Here is a 19,224-nt window from a genome sequence, read left to right as displayed (position 1 = left end):
GGACGTTTCTGGGGGTACACACATGACATGGCCGGTTCGCCACCCGGTGGCCGTGCCATGACTGGGTGACTGATCACCGGACCCGTCCCGTCCGTACTGAGGGGTCCGAGAGAAAGGCGGCTCCGTGGACCTGCTCGACCTGGTGCTCGTGCTGGTGATCCTCGTCTACGCGGCGTCCGGTTACCGGCGCGGGCTGGTGGCCGGCTGTGTCTCGCTGGCCGGGTTCGTCGGCGGTGCCGTCGTGGGCGTGTGGGTGCTGCCCTGGGTGACCGGCCTGGTGGAGCGCGGCACCGCGCAGGCGACGGCGCTCGCGGTGGTGACGGTGCTGGTGCCCGCCGTGGTGGGGCACGAACTGGCGGGCCGGCTGGCGCTGCGGCTGCGCGGGGAGCTGGACCGGGGCCCGCTGCGGGTGCTGGACGGGCTGGGGGGCGCGGCGGCGAACTCGGTCGCGGTGCTGATCGTGGCCTGGGTGGCGGCGAGCGTGCTGGGCGCCGCCCCGTCGCAGACGCTGAACGCGGCGATACGGAACTCGACGCTGCTGGGCGCGGTGCAGGACGCCATGCCGGACACCACGCCCGCGTGGTTCTCGCGGGCCACCTCGGCGCTGACCGAGGCGGGTTTCCCGCAGGTCTTCAACCCGTTCGAGAACGAGTCCACGGCCCGCGTGGCCCGGCCCTCCGGCGACAGCGTCACCCCGGCCGCGACGAGCGCCGCGAAGCTGAGCACCGTGAAGATCGAGGGTGCCTCGGGCAACGAGGGCCGGGAGGGCAGCGGTTTCGTCTACGCCGCGGGGCACGTGATGACCAACGCGCACGTGGTGGCGGGCATCGACCACCCGAGCGTGCGGGTCGGCGGCGTCGGGCGGTCGTACGCGGCCCGGGTGGTGCTCTTCGACCCCGACCGGGACGTGGCGGTGCTGTACGTGCCCGGGCTGCACGCCCCGGTGCTGCGCTTCGACACCAGCGCGAGCCGCGGGGACTCGGCGGTGGTCGCGGGCTATCCGCAGGACGGCGGCCTGAACCTGCAGGCGGCGACGGTGGCGAGCCGGGTGCGGGCGACCGGGCAGAACATCTACAACGACGGCGCGGTCACCCGGGACATCTACTCGATCCGCTCCACGGTCCGGCCGGGCAACTCCGGCGGCCCGCTGCTGACCACGAGCGGCAAGGTGTTCGGGGTGGTGTTCGCGCGCTCCACCTCGGACGCCGAGACGGGGTATGCCCTGACGGCGGACGAGGTGGCGGGCGACGCCCACCGCGCGGCCACGTCGACGACAACGGTGGACACCGGCCAGCTGGTCAGCTCCTAGCGGCGGGCCGGCCGGCTCCCGGCGGCCGGTCGGCGCGGGGTGGTCGGCCGGCTCCCGGTGGCCGGGCCGGCGCGCGGTGGTCAGAGGCGGCGGCCCATGAGCACGTCGTCGACGTAGGCGCCGTCGAGGAGGAACTCCTCCGGCTGCACCCCCTCGACGGCGAACCCCTCGGAGGCGTACAGCGCGCGGGCCGGGGCGTTGTGCCCGAGCACCCGCAGGGTGAGGCGCCGGGCCCCGCGCCCGCGCGCCTCCTCGACGGCGGCCCGGATCAGCGCGCGCCCGAGACCCCGCCCGCGCGCCTGAGCGGCGACGGCGAGGCCCTGGATCTGCAGGACGTGCGCGTTGGAGGCGAGCGGGGTCGGGCGGCCGATGCGGACGTAGCCGGCGAGCCGCCCGTCGGCCTCGGCGACCAGGTAGTCCTCCGGGAGGTGCCGCTCGTCGAAGAACGGCCCCTGGGGCGGGGGCGACACGGCGTGCAGGGTGGACCAGGTGGCCCGGTCGAGCGCGGCCAGTTCCGCCTCGTCGGCGGGCACGGCGACGCGTATGTACGGCTCCGGCATGACGGTCACCCTACGGCGGCCCGCCGGAGCGCCTCACGGGGTTTTCGCGCGGGCATGCTGGGGTCATGGAACGTATGCGCATCGCGGTGGCCGGGGCGTCCGGGCTGATCGGCAGCGCCCTGGTGCGGTCCCTGACCGCGGACGGGCACGAGGTGGTACGACTGGTGCGCCGGGCGGCCGCGGGCCCGGACGAGGTCTGCTGGGATCCCGTGGGCCAGTACGTCGACGCGGGCGGGCTGACCGGCTGTGCCGCGGTGGTGAACCTCGCCGGGGCCGGGATCGGCGACCGGCGCTGGACGCCGTCGTACAAGCGGGTGCTGCGGGACAGCCGGGTGCTGGGCACGGCCGCGCTGGCCGAGGCGGTGGCCGCGCTGCCCGAGCCGCCGCGGGTCTTCGTCAGCGGCAGCGCGATCGGCATCTACGGCGACACCGGCGACCGGACGGTGGACGAGGGCGCCCCGCCGGGCGACGGCTTCCTGCCCTCGCTGTGCGTGGAGTGGGAGGAGGCGGCGGCGCCGGCGCAGGAGGCGGGCGTGCGGACGGTGTTCGCGCGCACGGGGCTGGTGGTGGCGCGCGGCGGCGGGGCCTGGGGGCGGCTGTTCCCGCTGTTCCGGGCGGGGCTCGGGGGGCGGCTGGGCGACGGGCGGCAGTACTGGTCGTACATCTCGCTGCACGACGAGGTCGCCGCGCTGCGCCGTCTCATCGACGACGGCACCCTGTCCGGGCCGTTCAACCTGACGGCCCCGCAGCCGCTGACGAACCGTGAGATCACGGCGGCGATGGCCCGGGTGCTGCACCGCCCGGCCCCGTTCGCGGTGCCGGCGCCGGTGCTGCGGGCGGTGCTGGGCGACATGGCGGGGGACGTGCTGGCCGGCCAACGGGTCGTCCCGAGGCGGCTGTTGGAGGCGGGCTTCCGCTTCGCGTTCCCGGGAATCGAGGAGGCGATCCGGGCGGCCTGACGTACGCGCGCGGTCCCCGGTGCTCTCCTGCCTCACCTGCGATCTGTTGTGACCGCATGCGACCTCCATGCGACCGTGCCCTGTTGATGCGCGACTGTTCGCGACCGATCACGGACCTAACCTCGACGCGAACTCGGGTATCCCCGGAGCCAGTTGGGGGCATGACGTCTCCACCGGCCGCGCAACCACAGGAGGGGCCTCGTGCTTGAGCCCGCGTACCAGGTGGACGTCGTCATCGTGGGAGCCGGAATCGCCGGACTCTCGGCGGCCCATCGGCTGACCAGCGCAGGAATCTCGACCGCAGTCCTCGAGGCCGCCCCGTACGTCGGCGGCCGCATGTCGACGGAGAAGGTCGACGGCTTCCGGCTCGACCGCATCGGACAGCTGCTGTCCACGTCCTACCCCGAACTCCGCACGACCCCGGGCCTGGACTCCCTGGTCCTGCGCACCTTCGCACCGGGCGTCCTGCTGCACCGCGACGGACGCACCCAGCGCGCGGGCGCACCGGCGACCGGGAGGAGCACAAGGGGCGCACTTCATGTGGTGCGCGCCCTCGCGAGCGCCCCCAGGGGACCGGCGGCCACCCCCGGCCGGGCCGGTGCGCCGGCGGGCGGCGCGGTCGACCAGGCCCGGCTCGGCGCCGCGCTGGGGCGGCTCGCCGCCACCCCGGTCGAGCGCATCCTGGCCCGCCCCGAGCTGCCCGCCCGGCAGGCCCTCGCCCGGCGTGGGATGCCGCCGCGCACGATCGACGGCTTCCTGCGCCCGCTGCTCGCCGCCCTGCTGTGCGACCCGGAGCTGACCACCTCCAGCCGGTGCGCCGACCTCGCGCTGCGCGCCTTCGCGAGTGGCCGGCTGGGTGTGCCGGAGGGCGGCGCGGACGTGCTGCCGGAGCTGCTGGCGCGGGCGCTGCCGCCGGGCACCGTGCACACCGGGGTGCGGGTCACCTCGGTGTCCACGACCTCGGTGGCCACCGCCGAGCACGGCGAGATCCGCTGCCGGGCGGTGCTGCTGGCGACCGACGCGCGGGCGGCGGCGGAGCTGCTGCCGGGCCTGAGGGTGCCGGACTTCCACCCGGTGACCGTGGTCCACCACACCACCGACGATCCGGCGGCGGCCTTCCCGACCGGCACCTCGCTGCTGCTGGACGCCGACCGCGGCGGGCCGGTGGCGCACACGGCGGTGCTCAGCAGCGTGGACCCCAGCCGTGCTCCGGTCGGCCGGGTGCTGATCTCCTCGACCGTGCTCGGCACACCTCCGGAGGGGATCGACACCGCCGTCCGCATCCACCTCTCCCGTCTCTACGGCACCTCGACGCGCCGCTGGGAGACGCTGGCGGTGCACCACACGCCCGAGGCCGTCCCCGCCATGCGCCCCCCGCACGACCTGCGCCGCCCGGTACGCCTCATGGCCGGCCTCTACGTCTGCGGCGACCACCGCGACACCAGCACGGTCCAGGGAGCGCTGCACTCGGCCCACAGGGCCGCGGCCGCGATTCTGGCGGACCTGGGCGCGGCGGGCTCCCTGGACCGTACGGATCCGGCGCCTGATTTGCCAAGGGCGGCGTAAGGCGCCCTGAAGGGGCGCGGGGCTGTATCGACATGCGGCTCCGCCGCGTGGGCGCGAGCAACCACGACGGCGCGTAAGGAAGCCGACAACCGCCACCCCCAACGGCGAGTGGCGACCGGCTACCCCAGCGCCGCCACCTTCTCCCGATACCCCCTCACAGGTGCCGCATCCCGATAGGGCTCAAGGCGCCGCTCGAAGTCCCGCACGTACTCGACCGCGCGAGCGCTCCGCATCTCCGCGGCCTGCCCCGCGGCCTCCGCCGCGAGCGCGCACGCCTGGTCGAGTTCGCCGAGGCCGAGGCGGGCCGTGGCGAGGACGACCCGGCAGAAGAGCCGGCTGCGGGCGTAGGCGGGCGCGCGGAGCTGGAGCGAGCGTTCGGCGTGCTGGGCGGCCGCCCGGAACTGCTGCAGGTCCCGGTGGCAGTGCCCGAACTCGTCGGCGAGCTGCGCCTCGTCGAAGAACGTGGCCCAGTACGGCACCTCGTCCCCGGGCCGGGCCGCCTCCAGGGCGCGCTCGGCCCGCACGAGCGCCGCCGTGCACGCCCGCACCTCGCCGAGCACGCCGTGCGCCCTCGCCTCGGAGGCGTGCAGCAGCGCCTGCACGACCGGCGGGCCACCCGTCCCCGCGCCTTGCTGGGCGACCCGGGCCAGCTGTACGGCCTCCCTGCCGTGCCCGAGATAGACGGCCTGGCGGCTCATGGTGACCAGGACGAAGGAGCCGTACGCCCGGTCGCCCGCCGCCTGGGCGAGCCGCAGGGCCTGCACGAAGTAGCGCTGGGCGAGTCCGTGTGCGGCGATGTCGTACGAGGTCCAGCCCGCGAGCCGGGTCAGGTCGGCGGCCGCGGCGAACAGCTTGCGGCCCGTCTGCTCGTCGTAGGAGCCGCGCAGCATCGGCTCGCACTCGTGCTCCAGGTAGCGCACCAGGGCCTGCCGGGCGTGGCCGCCGCCGTACCGGTCGTCGAGGGTGCGGAACAGCTCGCCGACCGAGCGGAGCGCGTTGATGTCGCCGCCCGTGACCTTGGTGCCCGGGGCGCGCTCGGCCTGTCCGCGCGCCCGGGGCGGCAGCGGAAGGACCGCCCGGGCCTGCGGCCTGGCCGGGGCGGGGCGGGTTTGCGCGGGCACCCGGGGTGCCGGTTCCCGGGCCACCTTGTCGTCGGGCTTGCCGATCAGCCAGTCCCGGCTGGGCACCACGAGCCCCGCCGGGGTGAACGCGATCTTGCGCAGCTCGGCGTGGCTGCCGGAGTCCTTGCGCCACAGCCCGCTGACGATGTCGACGGCCTCCTCCGGTGTGGCCGCGAACTCCAGCCCCGCGTACACCGGCGCGCAGGCGTCCAGGCCGAGGTCCTGGGCCGTGAGCCGGCGCCCGAGCCGGCGCGTGAACACCTCGGCGATGAGGGCGGGGGTCGTCCCGCGCGGCTGCTGTCCGCGCAGCCAGCGGGTGACCGAGGTCTTGTCGTATCTGAGGTCCAGCCCGTGCTCCAGGCCGAGCTGGTCGACGCGACGGGCCAGACCCGCGTTGGAGAACCCCGCTTCTGCGATGAGCGCGGCGAGCTGGCGGTTGGGGGTGCGCTGCGCGGGTCGGTCCGTCATCTGCGGTGCGGTCTCCTGCCTTCCGGCTTCTGAAGTGCCGGGATTGCCTGTGAGCTGCCCTTTTGGCCTCACGAACGGCGCGAATGTAGCGGAGAGTGAGCAGCCGGTCGCATCTTTCGGTGCGCATTCATCCGATCGTGTGAGAAACGCCCGCCGGGCTGACGTACGCCGGTCGGACGTACAGTGGCGTGGGCGCTTTACGTGCCTGACACACCGGTTCGCTGAGGGAGGCGCTTGCCGTGAGTGAGTTGCGGTTCGTCCGCATGGGGTTCGGTGCGGATGCCGTCGAGTACCAGGAGGCCTGGGACGAGCAGCGCCGGGTGCACGCGGCCCGGTTCGCCGACGAGGTCCCGGACACCGTGATCCTCCTGGAGCACCCCCCGGTGTACACGGCCGGCCGGCGCACCGAGGACAGCGAGCGCCCGCTGGACGGCACCCCGGTCATCGACGTGGACCGCGGCGGCAAGATCACCTGGCACGGCCCCGGCCAGCTGGTGGGCTACCCGATCCAGAAGCTCCCGCGCCCGGTGGACGTGGTCGCGCACGTACGGCGCCTGGAGGAGGCCCTCATCCGCACCTGCGCCGAGTTCGGCGTGGAGACCACCCGGGTCGAGGGCCGCAGCGGCGTGTGGGTGCTCGGCGACCCGGTCGAGCAGCGGCCCTCGCTCGGCGGGCTGTCCCTGGACTTCGACCCGCGGCTGCAGGACCCGGAGTTCGACCCCCGGCTGAACGGCCCCGAGTACGCCCCCTCCAACGCGGGCCAGCGCCGCGAGGACCGCAAGATCGCCGCGATCGGCATCCGGGTCGCCAAGGGCGTCACGATGCACGGCTTCGCCCTCAACGTGAACCCCGACAACAAGTGGTTCGACCGGATCATCCCGTGCGGCATCCGGGACGCGGGGGTCGCCTCCCTCGCGGCCGAGCTGGGCCGGGACGTCACCATCGAGGAGGTCCTGCCGGTGGCCGAGAAGCACCTGAAGGACGTCCTGGAGAACGCGGACCTCAGGCCGCGGGTGATCGAGAAGGCGACCGCCTGAGCCGTAGACCGTCCGGGGGAATGCGCCCTGCGACCGCGAGGTTGATCTCGTCGGCAGGGCGCAATCAGCACGGGCGTACCCTGGTGTACGCCGAAGAATCGAAGTCACAGGGAGCCGACGTGTCCGCAGTCTCACCGGACGGACGCAAGATGCTGCGCCTGGAGGTCCGCAACAGCCAGACCCCCATCGAGCGCAAGCCCGAGTGGATCAAGACCCGGGCAAAAATGGGCCCCGAGTACACCAAGATGCAGAACCTCGTGAAGAGCGAGGGCCTGCACACGGTCTGCCAGGAAGCCGGCTGCCCGAACATCTACGAGTGCTGGGAGGACCGCGAGGCGACCTTCCTCATCGGCGGCGACCAGTGCACCCGGCGCTGTGACTTCTGCCAGATCGACACCGGCAAGCCCGAGGCGCTCGACCGCGACGAACCGCGCCGCGTCGGCGAGTCCGTGGTCACCATGGACCTGAACTACGCCACCATCACCGGCGTCGCCCGCGACGACCTGGCGGACGGCGGCGCCTGGCTGTACGCGGAGACCGTGCGCCAGATCCACGCGCAGACGGCGGAGCGGGAGGGCGGCCGTACGAAGGTCGAGCTGCTCGCCCCCGACTTCAACGCCGTCCCGGAGCAGCTGGCCGAGGTCTTCTCCTCCCGCCCGGAGGTCTTCGCGCACAACGTCGAGACGGTCCCCCGGATCTTCAAGCGGATCCGTCCCGGCTTCCGCTACGAGCGCTCGCTGAAGGTCATCACCGAGGCCCGTGACCACGGCCTGGTGACCAAGTCCAACCTGATCCTCGGCATGGGCGAGACCCGCGAGGAGGTCAGCGAGGCCCTGAAGCAGCTGCACGACGCCGGCTGCGAACTGGTCACCATCACCCAGTACCTGCGCCCCTCCGTCCGGCACCACCCGGTCGAGCGCTGGGTGAAGCCGCAGGAGTTCGTGGAGCTGAAGGAGGAGGCCGAGCAGATCGGCTTCTCCGGTGTGATGTCGGGTCCGCTGGTGCGGTCCTCGTACCGGGCCGGACGCCTGTACCAGATGGCGATCGAACAGCGTCATTCAGCTGCTCCGCAGCGGGGCGGGTCGTACATCGCGGCCCAGGCTGTGTGAATTCGCGCACAAGTAGCTACTGGCCAGTAATGGCCGAGTCGACGCGGTCCTGACCGTCCTCGCTGATGAGGGCGGACGTCAGGGCCGCGTCAGCGTTTCCGTGCTCCGCATCAAGGCTTCATGGGTGTTTGACCGGTCGGACACGCCCTGGTAACACCAATCAGTGACTCTGGTATCACGCCTCGTACACCACCCGATCCGAGGGGGGACCTCGATCATGCAGGCCGCGCCCGTACGCGCCACCGCCATCCCGTCCTTCACCGATGCTCTCCGCGCCGTCGAGTCCCTGCTCATGAGCGGCGGTCAGCGCACCGCCCGGCGCAACGCCTGGACCTCCGTGCTGGAGGACCGCCGGCGCGCCAAGGACCGGGTCGAGGCGCAGCGCTTCCTGGAGCAGGCCGCCGGCCGCTCCTGAGTCCACCGGCCGGACACCGGCACTGCCGTCGTCCGCACTCCCGGGGCCACGTAGACTTCGTGACATGGCGAGGAAGGAACCCGCGGCGGACGCCGCGAACGCAGGGCGACTGAAGCAGATCGCTCTCACCTACAAGATGACCCGCAAGGTCGACAAGAAGATCGGTCTTGTGCTCGGGGCCGTCGGCATCGGCACCCTCGCTGTCTTCCTGGTGATCGGCTTCTTGCTCGGCCACCCGATCTACCTGGGCATCTTCGGCCTGCTGATCGGCCTGCTGGCGACGGCGATCGTGTTCGGCCGCCGGGCCGAGCGCGCCGCCTTCGGCCAGATGGAGGGCCAGCCGGGCGCCGCGGCCGCCGTGCTGGACAACATCGGCCGGGGCTGGACGACGACTCCGGCGGTGGCGATGAACCGCAGCCAGGACGTGGTGCACCGGGCGGTCGGCAAGGCCGGCATCGTACTGGTCGCCGAGGGCAACCCGAACCGGGTGAAGAGCCTGCTGGCCGCCGAGAAGAAGAAGATGAACCGGATCGTCGCGGACGTACCGGTGCACGACGTGATCGTCGGCAACGGCGAGGGCCAGGTCGAGCTGAAGAAGCTGCGCACGACCATGCTGAAGTTCCCGCGCGTGCTCACCGGCCCCCAGGTGACGGCCACCAACGACCGGCTGCGGGCCATGGGCGACCTGATGAGCAACATGCCGGTGCCGAAGGGGCCCATGCCCAAGGGCATGCGGATGCCGAAGGGTCGCTGAGGCTCCTCAGTTCAGGGAGCGGAACTCCCGCTCGCAGTAGACCATCGGCGAACCCTCGCCCAGCCGTACCCCCGTTACCCGGCCGACCAGGATCGTGTGATCCCCGGCCGGGTAACGCGCGTATGCGGCACAGTCCAGCTGCACGGGCGCCTGCCGCACCGTCGGCAGCCCGGACGGGCTCGGCTGCAGCAGGGCGTCGGAGAACTTGTCCGCGCCCTTGGTGGCGAACAGCAGGGCCAGCGGCTGGTGCTCCGGGGCCAGCACGCTCACCGCGAAGTGCTCGCACCGCGCGAAGACCGCCGCCGAGTCGGCGGCGTCCGAGAGACACACCAGGACCAGCGGTGGCTCCAGGGAGACGGAACAGAAGGAGCTCGCCGTGAAGCCGCGCGGGGTGCCGTCCTCGCAGCGGGCGGTCACCACCACCACGCCCGAGGGAAAGCGGGCCATGGCGTCCCGGAACTCCTCCGGCGCCACCTCGGCCGCCAGCACATCCTGAGCATCGGTCATACCGCGACGATGCCGGTGGCCGTGCGACCGGGCAACCGGGTGAGGGCATCCGGGCCATTGCCGGGTGCGGGGCCGTGGCGGCTTGTCGCGCGGTTTCCCGCGCCCCTTGAGGCAAGCCGCGGCTCACCCAGCTGAGGGGCCGGAAACGGTCAGACCCGTACCTCTACGGTCTTCGCCAGCCGGTCGTGCAACCCGCGCCCGTCCCGGTCCCAGATCAGCGCCGGAATGGCGATACAGAGCAGCACCGTACGCAGAACGGCCCGCAAGGGATGCACCGTGCCGGTCTCCAGGGCCACCACTCGAATGCCGAAGAGCCGCTTGCCCGGGGTGAAGCCGATCGTGCCCACGGTGAGCACGCTCATGACGAAGAAGACGCCGAGCGCCCAGTTACTCGTGGCAGGGATCTTGTAGCCGCCCGTGATCAAGCTGTATGCGATCAGGACACTCAGGCCCCAGTCCACCGCCAGCGCGCCGAGCCGCCGGCCGGGCCGGGCGATGGAGTCCGGCCCCTCCTCGGGGAGGCCGAGCTGCTCCCCCCGGTAGCCGAAGTCCGCACCGGCCTCTTCCATGGCCGCGCGGGGCCCGGAGAGCCACGATCCGAGTGCTTGCCTGTTGTCCACCCGTCCACGGTACTGCGCCCGGATTCGGCCGCTGTGCCGAGGGGTGGGTCGGGGCTACGGTGGAGAGGTGGCCGGTTAACTTCTGCGAAACAAATGGGTCACGCCCGAGAAATCACCCGTCCCTAGGGTCATGACCAGCGTGTGCCACCGCACTGGCCGCACGAACGATCTACCACCCCGGCGAGGACGGTCGGGAGTAGGAGGAGCTGGATGTTCCAGAACGCCGACGAGGCCAAGAAGTTCATCGCGGACGAGGACGTCAAGTTCGTCGACGTCCGCTTCTGCGACCTGCCGGGCGTCATGCAGCACTTCACGGTGCCCGTCGAGGCGTTCGACCCGGACGAGGAGCTCGCCTTCGACGGATCGTCGATCCGTGGTTTCCAGGCGATCCACGAGTCCGACATGGCGCTGCGCGCGGACCTGTCGACCGCCCGGGTCGACCCCTTCCGCCGCGACAAGACGCTCAACATCAACTTCTTCATCCACGACCCGATCACGGGCGAGCAGTACTCCCGTGACCCGCGCAACGTGGCGAAGAAGGCCGAGGCCTACCTCGCCTCGACCGGGATCGCGGACACCGCGTACTTCGGCCCCGAGGCCGAGTTCTACGTCTTCGACAGCGTGCGCTTCGCCACCTCGGCGAACGAGAGCTTCTACCACATCGACTCCGAGGCGGGCGCCTGGAACACCGGTGCCCTCGAGGACAACCGTGGGTACAAGGTCCGCTACAAGGGCGGCTACTTCCCGGTCCCGCCGGTCGACCACTTCGCCGACCTGCGCGCCGAGATCTCCCTGGAGCTGGAGAAGGCCGGCCTGAAGGTCGAGCGCCAGCACCACGAGGTGGGCACCGCCGGCCAGGCGGAGATCAACTACAAGTTCAACACGCTGCTGGCCGCCGCCGACGACCTGCAGCTGTTCAAGTACATCGTGAAGAACGTGGCCTGGCGCAACGGCAAGACCGCGACCTTCATGCCGAAGCCGATCTTCGGTGACAACGGCTCGGGCATGCACGTGCACCAGTCGCTGTGGAGCAACGGCGACCCGCTGTTCTACGACGAGGCCGGGTACGCGGGCCTGTCGGACACCGCCCGCTACTACATCGGCGGCATCCTCAAGCACGCCCCGTCGCTGCTCGCCTTCACCAACCCGACGGTGAACTCGTACCACCGTCTGGTGCCGGGCTTCGAGGCGCCGATCAACCTGGTGTACTCGCAGCGCAACCGCTCCGCGGCCATGCGTATCCCGATCACGGGCTCCAACCCGAAGGCCAAGCGCGTCGAGTTCCGCGCGCCCGACTCCTCCGGCAACCCGTACCTGGCCTTCTCGGCCCTGCTGCTGGCGGGTCTGGACGGCATCAAGAACAAGATCGAGCCGGCCGAGCCGATCGACAAGGACCTGTACGAGCTGGCTCCGGAGGAGCACGCGAACGTCGCCCAGGTCCCGACCTCGCTGAACGCCGTCCTCGACGCGCTCGAGGCCGACCACGAGTTCCTCCTCCAGGGCGACGTGTTCACGTCCGACCTGATCGAGACGTGGGTCGACTTCAAGCGCACCAACGAGATCGCCCCGCTGCAGCTGCGTCCGCACCCGCACGAGTTCGAGCTCTACTTCGACGTGTGACAGACGGTCCCAGCAGACCGGACAGGCCCCTCGGCACAGCCGGGGGGCCTTCCCCGTGCCCGGCCCGCCTGCCGGAAGCGGCGGCGGCACTCCGTAGGGACCGCGTCCGGCCCCGCGCGGGCTGGGCGAGACGGTCGGATCGGCGCGCTGAACCGGCTCCGGCTCCCCGAAGTCCTTGGCGCCGAGGCGAGCGGCAGCCTTGACGTGTCGGCCGGCAGTCCAGCGGCGGCCGGCACACGCGCCCCCGACGCACGCCGAAGAGACGCGCCGGGCCCGTACGGCGGGCGTGTGCACCCGGCGGACCGCGTCCTCGCGGTCGGGGCGCCCGCCCGGCGCCGGTTTCCGGCCGCGGGTCGTCGTCCCGGCCGCCGCGACGCCCGGCGCCGCGGGTCGTCGGCCGGCTGCTGCGGCGCCCGGCCGATTTCGGTGCCACGGCCGCCGCCGGGGGCAACCTTTCCCGCTTCCCAGGCTTCCTACTCTCGGGGAATCATCTCTCCTGACCCTGCCGGACGAGAGAGGTTGAACGGGGATGACGGAACAGGACGACTGGGAGCGGGAGTTCGATCACCGCTGGGCGAACTCCGCCGAGCACAAGGAGCCCTCGGCCCGGGCCCGGATGCTCGCCGCACGCTGGAAGGACAACCCGCCGGCCCCGGCGCCCTTCCGCGCCGACCCGGACCCGGTGCCGCACCGGGCGTCCTGGGCGTCGACGGCCGTGGTCTTCGGGTGCGTGATCGTGGTGATGGTGCTGCTCGCGGTCGTACAGCTGAGTTCGGCCTCCTGAGGAGGTGAGCCACGCGGGACCCGACGGGGGATGCAAGCCCCGCGTGGCGTTCTCGGGGTGTCAGCGCACCGCGGCGACCTCCAGCAGGGACTGCGGCGGTGTCACCGGGGTGACGGACACCAGATGCAGGCCCGCCGATTCCAGCAGCCTGGTCCACTCGTCGAGGCGGCGTTCCCGGCCGCCGTTGTTCACCATGACCTCGATGTCGATGAACTTGCTCCAGTGGAAGGAGCCGTCGTCCGGGACCACCGTGTCCAGCACCAGGACCCGGGCGTCCGGCCGCTCGCGCAGCGCCGCGGCGAGCGGGAGCAGCATGGCGCGGGCGTCCGCGTCGCCGAAGCAGTGCAGGGTGTTCTTGAGCAGGTAGGCGTCCGCTTCGGGGGGCGTGGTCCCGGGCAGGGTGCCCGGGAAGAAGGTGATGCGGTCGTACTCGGGGGTGCCGGAGAGGGCGGGGCGGGCCGCGTCCAGTACCTCCGGGCGGTCCATCAGGACGCCTCGTGAGGAGGGGGCCGCGCCGAGCAGGTGGCGCAGCATCCGCCCGTGGCCGCCGCCGATGTCCGCGATCACCGGGTACCGGCCGAAGTCGTAGGCCTCGGCGGCCTCGGGAGCCAGCTCGTCGGTGAGGCTGCCCCACGCGCCCTGATAGGCGCGGGCGAGATCCGGGTGGTCGGCCAGGTAGGCGAAGAGATCGGTGCCGTGCACCCGGGGGAAGGCCGGCTCGCCGGTGCGCACGGTGTGCATGATGGCGCCGAAGGAGGCCCAGGTCGGCTCCGATCCGAGCAGGACCGTGAAGTCCCGGACGCTGCACGGCACGTCGGAGCGGAGCGCCTCCCCCATGGGGCGCAGGGAGTAGCGGCACTCCGGTTCCTCGGCCAGGACACCGAGGGCGGCCGCGGCGCGCAGGCAGCGGCCCAGCGCGTCCGCGTCCACGTCCAGGGCGGCCGCGAGCTCGGCGGCCGTACGGGGCTTGTCGGCCAGCAGGTCGGCGACGCCCAGCTCGGCCAGGACGTAGAGGGGCTGAGCCATCCATTTGCCGGCGACCAGGCCCATCAGCTGTACGTGCGGCGGCAGTTGCGGTGCGGTGGCCATCTGCCCACTCCCTCCCTAACGGCGTTAGGTATACTCTAACGGTGTTAGTGAGAGTGCGCAGGCGGAATCTCGCCAAAGGCGAGCCGATCCGCGGCGAGGCCCACGAGGCGTCCACGGCGGGCGCCGGAGGAGGTGTCAGGCGATGCGAGCTCCCTGGAAGGGCGACCCGGCCGAACGGGCACGGCAGCGCGCGGCGCAGGCCGAGAAGCAACGCGCGCAGGCCCGCAGGCAGGAGGAACAGCGGCTGGCGCAGGAGCGGCGGGAGCAGCAGCGCGCGGCCGAGGAGCAGGAGCGCGAGGCGAGGCGCGGCGAGCGGGACGGCCGGTGACGCACTCCGTCCCGTGTCCGGCCCCGGCCCGGCCCGGTGCGGCCGGCTCAGCGCACGTGGGCGGACAGCCCGTCGATGAGCCGGTCCAGGCCGAACCGGAAGCGCTCCTCGAGGTTGGCCTCGGTGAGCGCGTCCACGGACTCCGCGAGGTGCGGGAACTCGTCCTCCGGCAGCGCCCCGATCGCCGCCTTCACCCCGCGCAGCGCGTCCGAGCGCTCCATGCCCTCGGCGTTGGAGGCGGACAGCGGGGAGCTCTCGTGCAGGACGAAGCCCTGGACGTAGACGATGATCGTGTAGACGGCGTAGGCGGCGTCGTGGGCCGACAGGCCACCGGCGCGGAGCACGCCGAGGATCGGCTCCAGCACCCGGGCGAGCGAGATGCCGCCGACGAACCGGCCGGCGATGATGCGCGCCGCGTCACGGCGGCACCGCAGGAAGGCGCGGTAGTTGACCGCGGTCTCGGTCAGGGCGTCCGTCCAGGCCACCTCGCCGGTGGCCACCCGGTCCAGATCGGCCGGCAGGGCCTCGGTGCGGACCCGGTCCAGCAGTTCGTCCGCGAGCAGGTCGAGCACCTGCTCCTTGCTCTGCACGTGCCAGTAGAGCGACGCGGCCTGCACCCCGAGCTGCTCGGCCAGGCGCCGCATCGACAGGGCGTCCAGGCCCTCCCTCTCCACCACCTCGAGGGCCGCGGACACGAGGGCCGACATGGTCACCGAGGGTCTGCGTGCGGCCCGAGCTGCCGCGCTGGGCCGACGCACCGTCATTCGTCCACCTCCGTCAGCGGCTTGAAAACATAGCACGCCCCCCTCTGAGAGGTTCCGCCATGAGTGCACCGCCGAGCCCCGCACCGTCCGCGATGCGCCGCCGGCTCATCCTCCTCACCCTGTGCGTGTCCCTGTTCATGGCCATGCTGGACAACACGGTGGTGAACACCGCGCTGCCCACCATCGAGCAGAAGCTCGGCGCGGGCATCAGCGATCTGCAGTGGATCGTCGACGGCTACAGCCTCGCGCTCTCCGCCCTCATGCTGACCGCCAGCACGGTCGGGGACATGTTCGGCCGGCGCCGGGCGTTCCTGGCCGGGCTGGCCCTGTTCGCGGTGGGGTCGGCGGTGTGTGCGCTGTCGCGGGACGTCGGTCCGCTGATCACCGGCCGGGTGCTGCAGGGCGCCGGGGCCGCCGCCTTCATGCCCGGCACGCTGTCGATCATCCGGCAGGTGTACACCGACGAACGCGAGCGGAGTACGGCCATCGGCATCTGGGCGGGCGTCTCGGGGCTCGGCCTGGGGCTCGGCCCGCTGGTCGGCGGGCCGCTGGTGGACCACTTCGGCTGGCCGAGCGTGTTCTGGATCAACGTCCCGGTGGGCGTGGCCGGGCTGATCGCCGGGCTGCTGCTCATCCCGGAGTCGCGGGACCGGGCCGGCCGGGGTCTGGACCTCACCGGCCAGCTGCTGGCGGTCGCCGGGATCGGGGCCGGGGTGTACGCCACGATCGAGGGCCCGGTGCGCGGCTGGTCGGATCCGGTGGTCAGGTGGACGTACGTCGGCGCCGGCGTCGTCCTGCTGTTGTTCGTGCTGGTCGAGCGGCGCAGCCGGACCCCGATGCTGGACCTCGGCTTCTTCCGGGACCGGATCTTCGCCGGCTCGGTCCTGGCGGGGCTCTTCCTCTACCTCGGCATGTTCTCGGTGCTGTACTTCCTCAGCCTGTGGCTCCAGGTGGTGCTCGGCTGGTCGCCCACCGGAGCGGGGCTGGTGATCATGCCGGCGATGGTGGTGGTCGCCTGCGTGACACCGTTGGCCGGCTGGCTGACCGGACGGATCGGCGGCGGCTGGCCCATGGCGGCCGGCCTGCTCTGCTCCGCCTTCGCGCTCTACGGCCTGACCTGGTACGGCACCGGCGCGTCGTACCGGCACTTCTGGTGGCTGCTGCCGGTGATCGGCGTCGGGATGGGGCTCACCATCACCCCCATCACGGCGACCGTCCTGGACCGGGTGCCCGCGGCGCGGGCCGGCATGGCCTCGGCGGTCAGCAACACCGCGCGGGAGCTGGGCGGGGTGCTCGGCGTCGCGGTGCTCGGCTCGGTGCTGAGCAGCACGATGGCGGACCGGCTGCGGGAGCGGCTCGCGGCCGCGGGGGTGCCGGGGCCCGAACGGGACCGGCTGGTCGCGGCCACCACCGGCGGCACCGGGCGGCCGCAGGCCGGGCTGGGCGCGGGGACCCGGCTGTCGCAGGCGGTGAACGGCGCCTTCGTGGACGGGCTCCACCTGGCCGAGCTGTCCGGTTGCGCGATCCTGCTGGCCGGCGCCCTGCTGGCCGTGGCGCTGGTGCGCGGCGGCCGGGGCCCGGCCGAGGCCTCCCGCGGCGGCGAGTCCGGCGCCGCCGATGCCTCCGACGACACCGACGGCCGTACCGCGGTGGCCACCTGAGCCGGGCCCCGGCCGCGCGTGACGGGTCTCAGGGCAGCTTGGGCATCACCTGGTCGACGAAGAGGCGCAGGCTGGACTCCATGGCGGCGTAGTCCTGGCCGCCGAAGTCGACCTGCCACAGGAAGGTGTCGGCGCTCAGGTACTCGCTCAGTTCCAGGATCCGGTCGACCACCCGCTGCGGGGAGCCGACGATCGCGGTGCCCACGCTGCGGAAGTCGTCGATGCGCAGGTTCCGCAGGGAGAGCGCCATCTGGCTGTAGGCCGGATAGTCCGACGAGGACACCCCCGTCCAGTCCTCGGCGGACTCGGCCCACACGTCGAGGTACTCACGCAGGAATGGGTCGGCGGTGGCGAACGCCTGCTCGTCCGTCTCGGCGACGTACAGCGGGATGCTGACCGCCACCTTGGGCTCGCGGCCCGTGCCGGCGTGCTCCTCGCGGAAGGTGTCCAGGTACACCTCCACCATGTCCTTGGTGCGGGCGAGTTCGTCGCGCCGCGGCGGCGGGGTGACGAACAGGCCGTGGCCGGCCTCGCCGATCCAGGCGAAGCTCTGCCGGGAGCGCACCGCGGCGCACCACACCGGGGGGTGCGGCGCCTGGGTCGGGCGGGGCAGGGAGGTGGCTCCGCTGTAGGAGAAGAAGGGGGTGTCCTCGCTGACGTTCTCCTCGGTCCACAGGCGCAGCACGGCCTCGATGGTGGCCTGGAACCGGGCCCGGCTCTCGTCCAGCGGGACACCGAAGGCGGCGAACTCGTACGGCAGCCAGGCCCGGGCGAATCCGACCTCGAGGCGGCCGCCGCTGATGGCGTCCACCATCGCGGTGTGCGCGGCGAGCTGCACGGGGTGGTGGAAGGCGGCCTGGAGGCAGCCGGTCATGAGCCGGATGCGGGACGTGCTCGCCGCGACGGCGGACAGGAAGGACAGCGGGTCGGGGCAGTAGCCGCCGTAGTCACGCAGGTAGTGCTCGGTCATCTTGACGTAGTCGATGCCGGCCGCGTCGGCGAACCGGCTCAGGGCGATCACGTCGTGGAAGTAGGCCTCGGCGGACCGCCGGGCGGGCCGGCAGTCGGGCAGCAGCGAGATTCCGTGCTTCATGCGCACCTCACGGGTCGTAGGAGAGGGCTTGGTCAGGCACTGGCGAGGAGGAAGAAGGACCACTGCGCGGCGGCGGACGCGAGGACGTCCGGCGTGTGCAGGAACAGCAGCGAGTTGACGAGGGCGATCACGGCGACGCCGGTGACCGCCGCCGGACCGGACCGGCGCACGGCCGGGGCGGAGCCGACGAGCAGCGTCGCCACAGCCGCGGCCAGCCAGCCGGCCACGGTGCCGAGCGGCTTCAGCGCGAGGACCAGGCCCCCGCGCAGGGCCAGCTCCTCGGCGAGCGGCTGAGCGGCCAGCAGCGCCAGCAGCGCGGGCCAGGGCAACGTCCCGGCCAGCCCCCGCACCCGCCCGGCCCACGAGGTACGGGCCAGCCCGAGCCAGTTGCTGCCCCCCGCACTGGCGGAGGCCATGGCCCGTCCCCCGGCTCCACCCCGGCCTCCGGCCACCGGCACCGCCCCGGCTCCGGGGAACGTACGGCTTCCAGCGCCCCGGGAGGCCCGCCGACCGCCGGAACCGACCCCGTGCCCGGAGAGCGGGCCACCGGCCGGACCACGGGTCCCAGAGAGCGGGCCACTGGCCGGACCACCGGTCCCGGAGGGCCGGCCACCGACCAGACCACCAGTCCCGGAGAGACGGCCACCGACCAGACCACCAGTCCCGGAGAGACGGCCGGCACCTGGACCGGCATCCGTGCCGGAGACACGGCCCAAGCCCGGAGCGCCGGCGCCGGAACCGGTGAACCGGCCGAGGCCGGGACCGGGAACAGAGCGATGGCCCACGCCCCCACCGGCTCCGGAACCGGCCACAGGACCGACGCCCGGAACGGTGCGGGCGCCCCGTGCGGAGCCATCGCTGCCCGCGGACACCGGGGAGGACGCCGTGCCGGGCCGGCGGCCCAGGCGCCCGAGCCAGGACGGGGACGGCGCGCCCTGGCCCGGGGCAGACCCGCCGCGCCCGGCATCCACTCGCCCCAGCGGTCGTGGCATCCGCACCCGCCCCCGCAGCGCGGCCACGGCGTCCGCGGCGGCCACCGCGAGCAGGCAGGCGGCGGCGAACTCACCGGTGCCGAGGAGCAGTCCGGCGGGAACCAGCAGCAGGTCGGCCCGGGAGAGGGCGAGAGTGTGGAGCAGTCGTCCGGGGCCCGGGGCCGCGAGGCCCAGGGCACCGGCGCCGAGGAGCAGCAGCACGGCGAGGCAGGCAGTGCCGGTGGCCCACAGCGCGTCCACGGCCGCACGGCGGGCGCGCGGAGCGTGGAGCCCGCGCCGCAGCCGCCCGGCGAGCAGGTACCCCGCGCAGATCACAGCAGCGCCGACGATCCCGCCGCTCACGCCGCCGCTCACCGCGGAACTCCCGACTCGACGACGGAACGCCCCACGGCACACACCACCGACGCGGGCGGCGCAACCCTGACCACCCCCGACCCGGCATGCGCCCCGACGCCCGGCCGCCCCACG

At 73.0% G+C, this 19,224-nt stretch carries 19 protein-coding genes; 11 read left to right on the top strand and 8 right to left on the bottom strand.

The genetic code is table 11. From position 1 onward, the window contains the following. The first annotated feature begins 124 nt into the window (after positions 1–124). Entirely contained in the window at positions 125–1,309 is a 1,185-nt protein-coding gene (locus ABB07_RS27840) for a MarP family serine protease (protein ID WP_208901288.1), read from the top strand. Positions 1,310–1,389: 80 nt separating this feature from the next. Here ABB07_RS27840 and ABB07_RS27835 read toward each other — a convergent pair whose 3' ends face one another. Continuing rightward, entirely contained in the window at positions 1,390–1,869 is a 480-nt protein-coding gene (locus tag ABB07_RS27835; protein WP_208901287.1) for a GNAT family N-acetyltransferase, read from the bottom strand. A 65-nt stretch (positions 1,870–1,934) separates the two neighbouring features. On the opposite strand from ABB07_RS27835, the gene ABB07_RS27830 reads away from it, so the two are divergent. Next, complete coding sequence (locus ABB07_RS27830; protein WP_208901286.1) at positions 1,935–2,828, top strand: TIGR01777 family oxidoreductase; 894 nt, start codon at positions 1,935–1,937, stop codon at positions 2,826–2,828. Between the two features lie 201 nt (positions 2,829–3,029). After that, the gene (locus tag ABB07_RS27825) at positions 3,030–4,394 is read left to right on the top strand and encodes an NAD(P)/FAD-dependent oxidoreductase (RefSeq protein ID WP_208901285.1); all 1,365 of its coding nucleotides are present in this window, start codon (positions 3,030–3,032) and stop codon (positions 4,392–4,394) included. 119 nt (positions 4,395–4,513) lie between these two features. On the opposite strand, the gene ABB07_RS27820 is transcribed toward ABB07_RS27825, so the two are convergent. Further along, on the bottom strand, positions 4,514–5,983 hold the full coding sequence (locus tag ABB07_RS27820) for an NsdA family TPR-like regulatory protein (RefSeq protein WP_208901284.1): 1,470 nt from the start codon (positions 5,981–5,983) through the stop codon (positions 4,514–4,516). 239 nt (positions 5,984–6,222) lie between these two features. Between ABB07_RS27820 and lipB the strand changes: the two genes are divergently transcribed. From lipB to ABB07_RS27800, 4 genes are all read left to right on the top strand, one after another. After that, a complete protein-coding gene (lipB, locus tag ABB07_RS27815) occupies positions 6,223–7,020 on the top strand; it encodes a lipoyl(octanoyl) transferase LipB (RefSeq protein ID WP_208901283.1) in 798 nt (265 codons plus the stop codon). 119 nt (positions 7,021–7,139) lie between these two features. Continuing rightward, positions 7,140–8,129: a lipoyl synthase gene (gene lipA / locus ABB07_RS27810; protein WP_208901282.1), complete on the top strand. Its 990-nt coding sequence runs from the start codon at positions 7,140–7,142 to the stop codon at positions 8,127–8,129. 217 nt (positions 8,130–8,346) lie between these two features. Next, the gene (locus ABB07_RS27805) at positions 8,347–8,544 is read left to right on the top strand and encodes an SCO2195 family GlnR-regulated protein (RefSeq protein WP_208901281.1); all 198 of its coding nucleotides are present in this window, start codon (positions 8,347–8,349) and stop codon (positions 8,542–8,544) included. 64 nt (positions 8,545–8,608) lie between these two features. Further along, the gene (locus ABB07_RS27800; protein WP_208901280.1) at positions 8,609–9,298 is read left to right on the top strand and encodes a DUF4191 domain-containing protein; all 690 of its coding nucleotides are present in this window, start codon (positions 8,609–8,611) and stop codon (positions 9,296–9,298) included. Positions 9,299–9,304: 6 nt separating this feature from the next. Here the strand turns inward: ABB07_RS27800 and ABB07_RS27795 are convergent, their stop codons facing one another. Beyond that, positions 9,305–9,805 (bottom strand): flavin reductase family protein, encoded by a 501-nt coding sequence (locus ABB07_RS27795; RefSeq protein WP_208901279.1) that lies wholly within the window; start codon positions 9,803–9,805, stop codon positions 9,305–9,307. A gap of 149 nt (positions 9,806–9,954) precedes the next feature. Next, positions 9,955–10,425: an RDD family protein gene (locus ABB07_RS27790; protein ID WP_208901278.1), complete on the bottom strand. Its 471-nt coding sequence runs from the start codon at positions 10,423–10,425 to the stop codon at positions 9,955–9,957. A 210-nt stretch (positions 10,426–10,635) separates the two neighbouring features. Here ABB07_RS27790 and glnA point away from each other — a divergent pair, with 210 nt between their 5' ends. Continuing rightward, on the top strand, positions 10,636–12,045 hold the full coding sequence (glnA, locus tag ABB07_RS27785) for a type I glutamate--ammonia ligase (protein WP_208901277.1): 1,410 nt from the start codon (positions 10,636–10,638) through the stop codon (positions 12,043–12,045). Between the two features lie 529 nt (positions 12,046–12,574). Next, a complete protein-coding gene (locus ABB07_RS27780; protein ID WP_208901276.1) occupies positions 12,575–12,829 on the top strand; it encodes an SCO2583/SCO2584 N-terminal domain-containing protein in 255 nt (84 codons plus the stop codon). A gap of 60 nt (positions 12,830–12,889) precedes the next feature. On the opposite strand, the gene ABB07_RS27775 is transcribed toward ABB07_RS27780, so the two are convergent. Beyond that, positions 12,890–13,918 carry a methyltransferase gene (locus tag ABB07_RS27775; RefSeq protein WP_208901275.1) on the bottom strand — a complete coding sequence of 343 codons (1,029 nt, stop codon included), beginning with the start codon at positions 13,916–13,918 and terminating at the stop codon, positions 12,890–12,892. A 142-nt stretch (positions 13,919–14,060) separates the two neighbouring features. Here ABB07_RS27775 and ABB07_RS27770 point away from each other — a divergent pair, with 142 nt between their 5' ends. Then, a complete protein-coding gene (locus ABB07_RS27770; protein ID WP_208901274.1) occupies positions 14,061–14,246 on the top strand; it encodes a hypothetical protein in 186 nt (61 codons plus the stop codon). A 47-nt stretch (positions 14,247–14,293) separates the two neighbouring features. Here the strand turns inward: ABB07_RS27770 and ABB07_RS27765 are convergent, their stop codons facing one another. Continuing rightward, the gene (locus ABB07_RS27765; RefSeq protein WP_208901273.1) at positions 14,294–14,953 is read right to left on the bottom strand and encodes a TetR/AcrR family transcriptional regulator C-terminal domain-containing protein; all 660 of its coding nucleotides are present in this window, start codon (positions 14,951–14,953) and stop codon (positions 14,294–14,296) included. 116 nt (positions 14,954–15,069) lie between these two features. Here ABB07_RS27765 and ABB07_RS27760 point away from each other — a divergent pair, with 116 nt between their 5' ends. Further along, positions 15,070–16,671 carry an MFS transporter gene (locus ABB07_RS27760; protein ID WP_208901272.1) on the top strand — a complete coding sequence of 534 codons (1,602 nt, stop codon included), beginning with the start codon at positions 15,070–15,072 and terminating at the stop codon, positions 16,669–16,671. A gap of 28 nt (positions 16,672–16,699) precedes the next feature. Here the strand turns inward: ABB07_RS27760 and ABB07_RS27755 are convergent, their stop codons facing one another. Then, positions 16,700–17,764 carry an LLM class flavin-dependent oxidoreductase gene (locus tag ABB07_RS27755; protein ID WP_208901271.1) on the bottom strand — a complete coding sequence of 355 codons (1,065 nt, stop codon included), beginning with the start codon at positions 17,762–17,764 and terminating at the stop codon, positions 16,700–16,702. 32 nt (positions 17,765–17,796) lie between these two features. After that, positions 17,797–19,110 carry a CPBP family glutamic-type intramembrane protease gene (locus tag ABB07_RS27750; RefSeq protein ID WP_208901270.1) on the bottom strand — a complete coding sequence of 438 codons (1,314 nt, stop codon included), beginning with the start codon at positions 19,108–19,110 and terminating at the stop codon, positions 17,797–17,799. Between the last annotated feature and the right edge of the window lie 114 nt (positions 19,111–19,224).

The organism is Streptomyces incarnatus, assembly GCF_001027185.1.
GTDB classification, from domain to species: domain Bacteria; phylum Actinomycetota; class Actinomycetes; order Streptomycetales; family Streptomycetaceae; genus Streptomyces; species Streptomyces puniciscabiei.
The sequence above is the reverse complement of the archived record's forward strand: the minus strand, read 5'-3'. Positions and strand labels throughout refer to the sequence as shown.

Excerpts from the sequence above, each read along its gene's own strand:
- ABB07_RS27770 (WP_208901274.1), top strand. The coding sequence starts at position 14,061 with ATGCGAGCTCCCTGGAAGGGCGACCCGGCCGAACGGGCACGGCAGCGC.
- ABB07_RS27820 (WP_208901284.1), bottom strand. The coding sequence starts at position 5,983 with ATGACGGACCGACCCGCGCAGCGCACCCCCAACCGCCAGCTCGCCGCG.
- ABB07_RS27775 (WP_208901275.1), bottom strand. The coding sequence starts at position 13,918 with ATGGCCACCGCACCGCAACTGCCGCCGCACGTACAGCTGATGGGCCTG.
- ABB07_RS27835 (WP_208901287.1), bottom strand. The coding sequence starts at position 1,869 with ATGCCGGAGCCGTACATACGCGTCGCCGTGCCCGCCGACGAGGCGGAA.
- ABB07_RS27765 (WP_208901273.1), bottom strand. The coding sequence starts at position 14,953 with ATGTCGGCCCTCGTGTCCGCGGCCCTCGAGGTGGTGGAGAGGGAGGGC.
- glnA (WP_208901277.1), top strand. The coding sequence starts at position 10,636 with ATGTTCCAGAACGCCGACGAGGCCAAGAAGTTCATCGCGGACGAGGAC.
- ABB07_RS27780 (WP_208901276.1), top strand. The coding sequence starts at position 12,575 with ATGACGGAACAGGACGACTGGGAGCGGGAGTTCGATCACCGCTGGGCG.
- ABB07_RS27795 (WP_208901279.1), bottom strand. The coding sequence starts at position 9,805 with ATGACCGATGCTCAGGATGTGCTGGCGGCCGAGGTGGCGCCGGAGGAG.
- ABB07_RS27830 (WP_208901286.1), top strand. The coding sequence starts at position 1,935 with ATGGAACGTATGCGCATCGCGGTGGCCGGGGCGTCCGGGCTGATCGGC.
- ABB07_RS27760 (WP_208901272.1), top strand. The coding sequence starts at position 15,070 with ATGAGTGCACCGCCGAGCCCCGCACCGTCCGCGATGCGCCGCCGGCTC.
- ABB07_RS27755 (WP_208901271.1), bottom strand. The coding sequence starts at position 17,764 with ATGAAGCACGGAATCTCGCTGCTGCCCGACTGCCGGCCCGCCCGGCGG.
- ABB07_RS27800 (WP_208901280.1), top strand. The coding sequence starts at position 8,609 with ATGGCGAGGAAGGAACCCGCGGCGGACGCCGCGAACGCAGGGCGACTG.
- ABB07_RS27805 (WP_208901281.1), top strand. The coding sequence starts at position 8,347 with ATGCAGGCCGCGCCCGTACGCGCCACCGCCATCCCGTCCTTCACCGAT.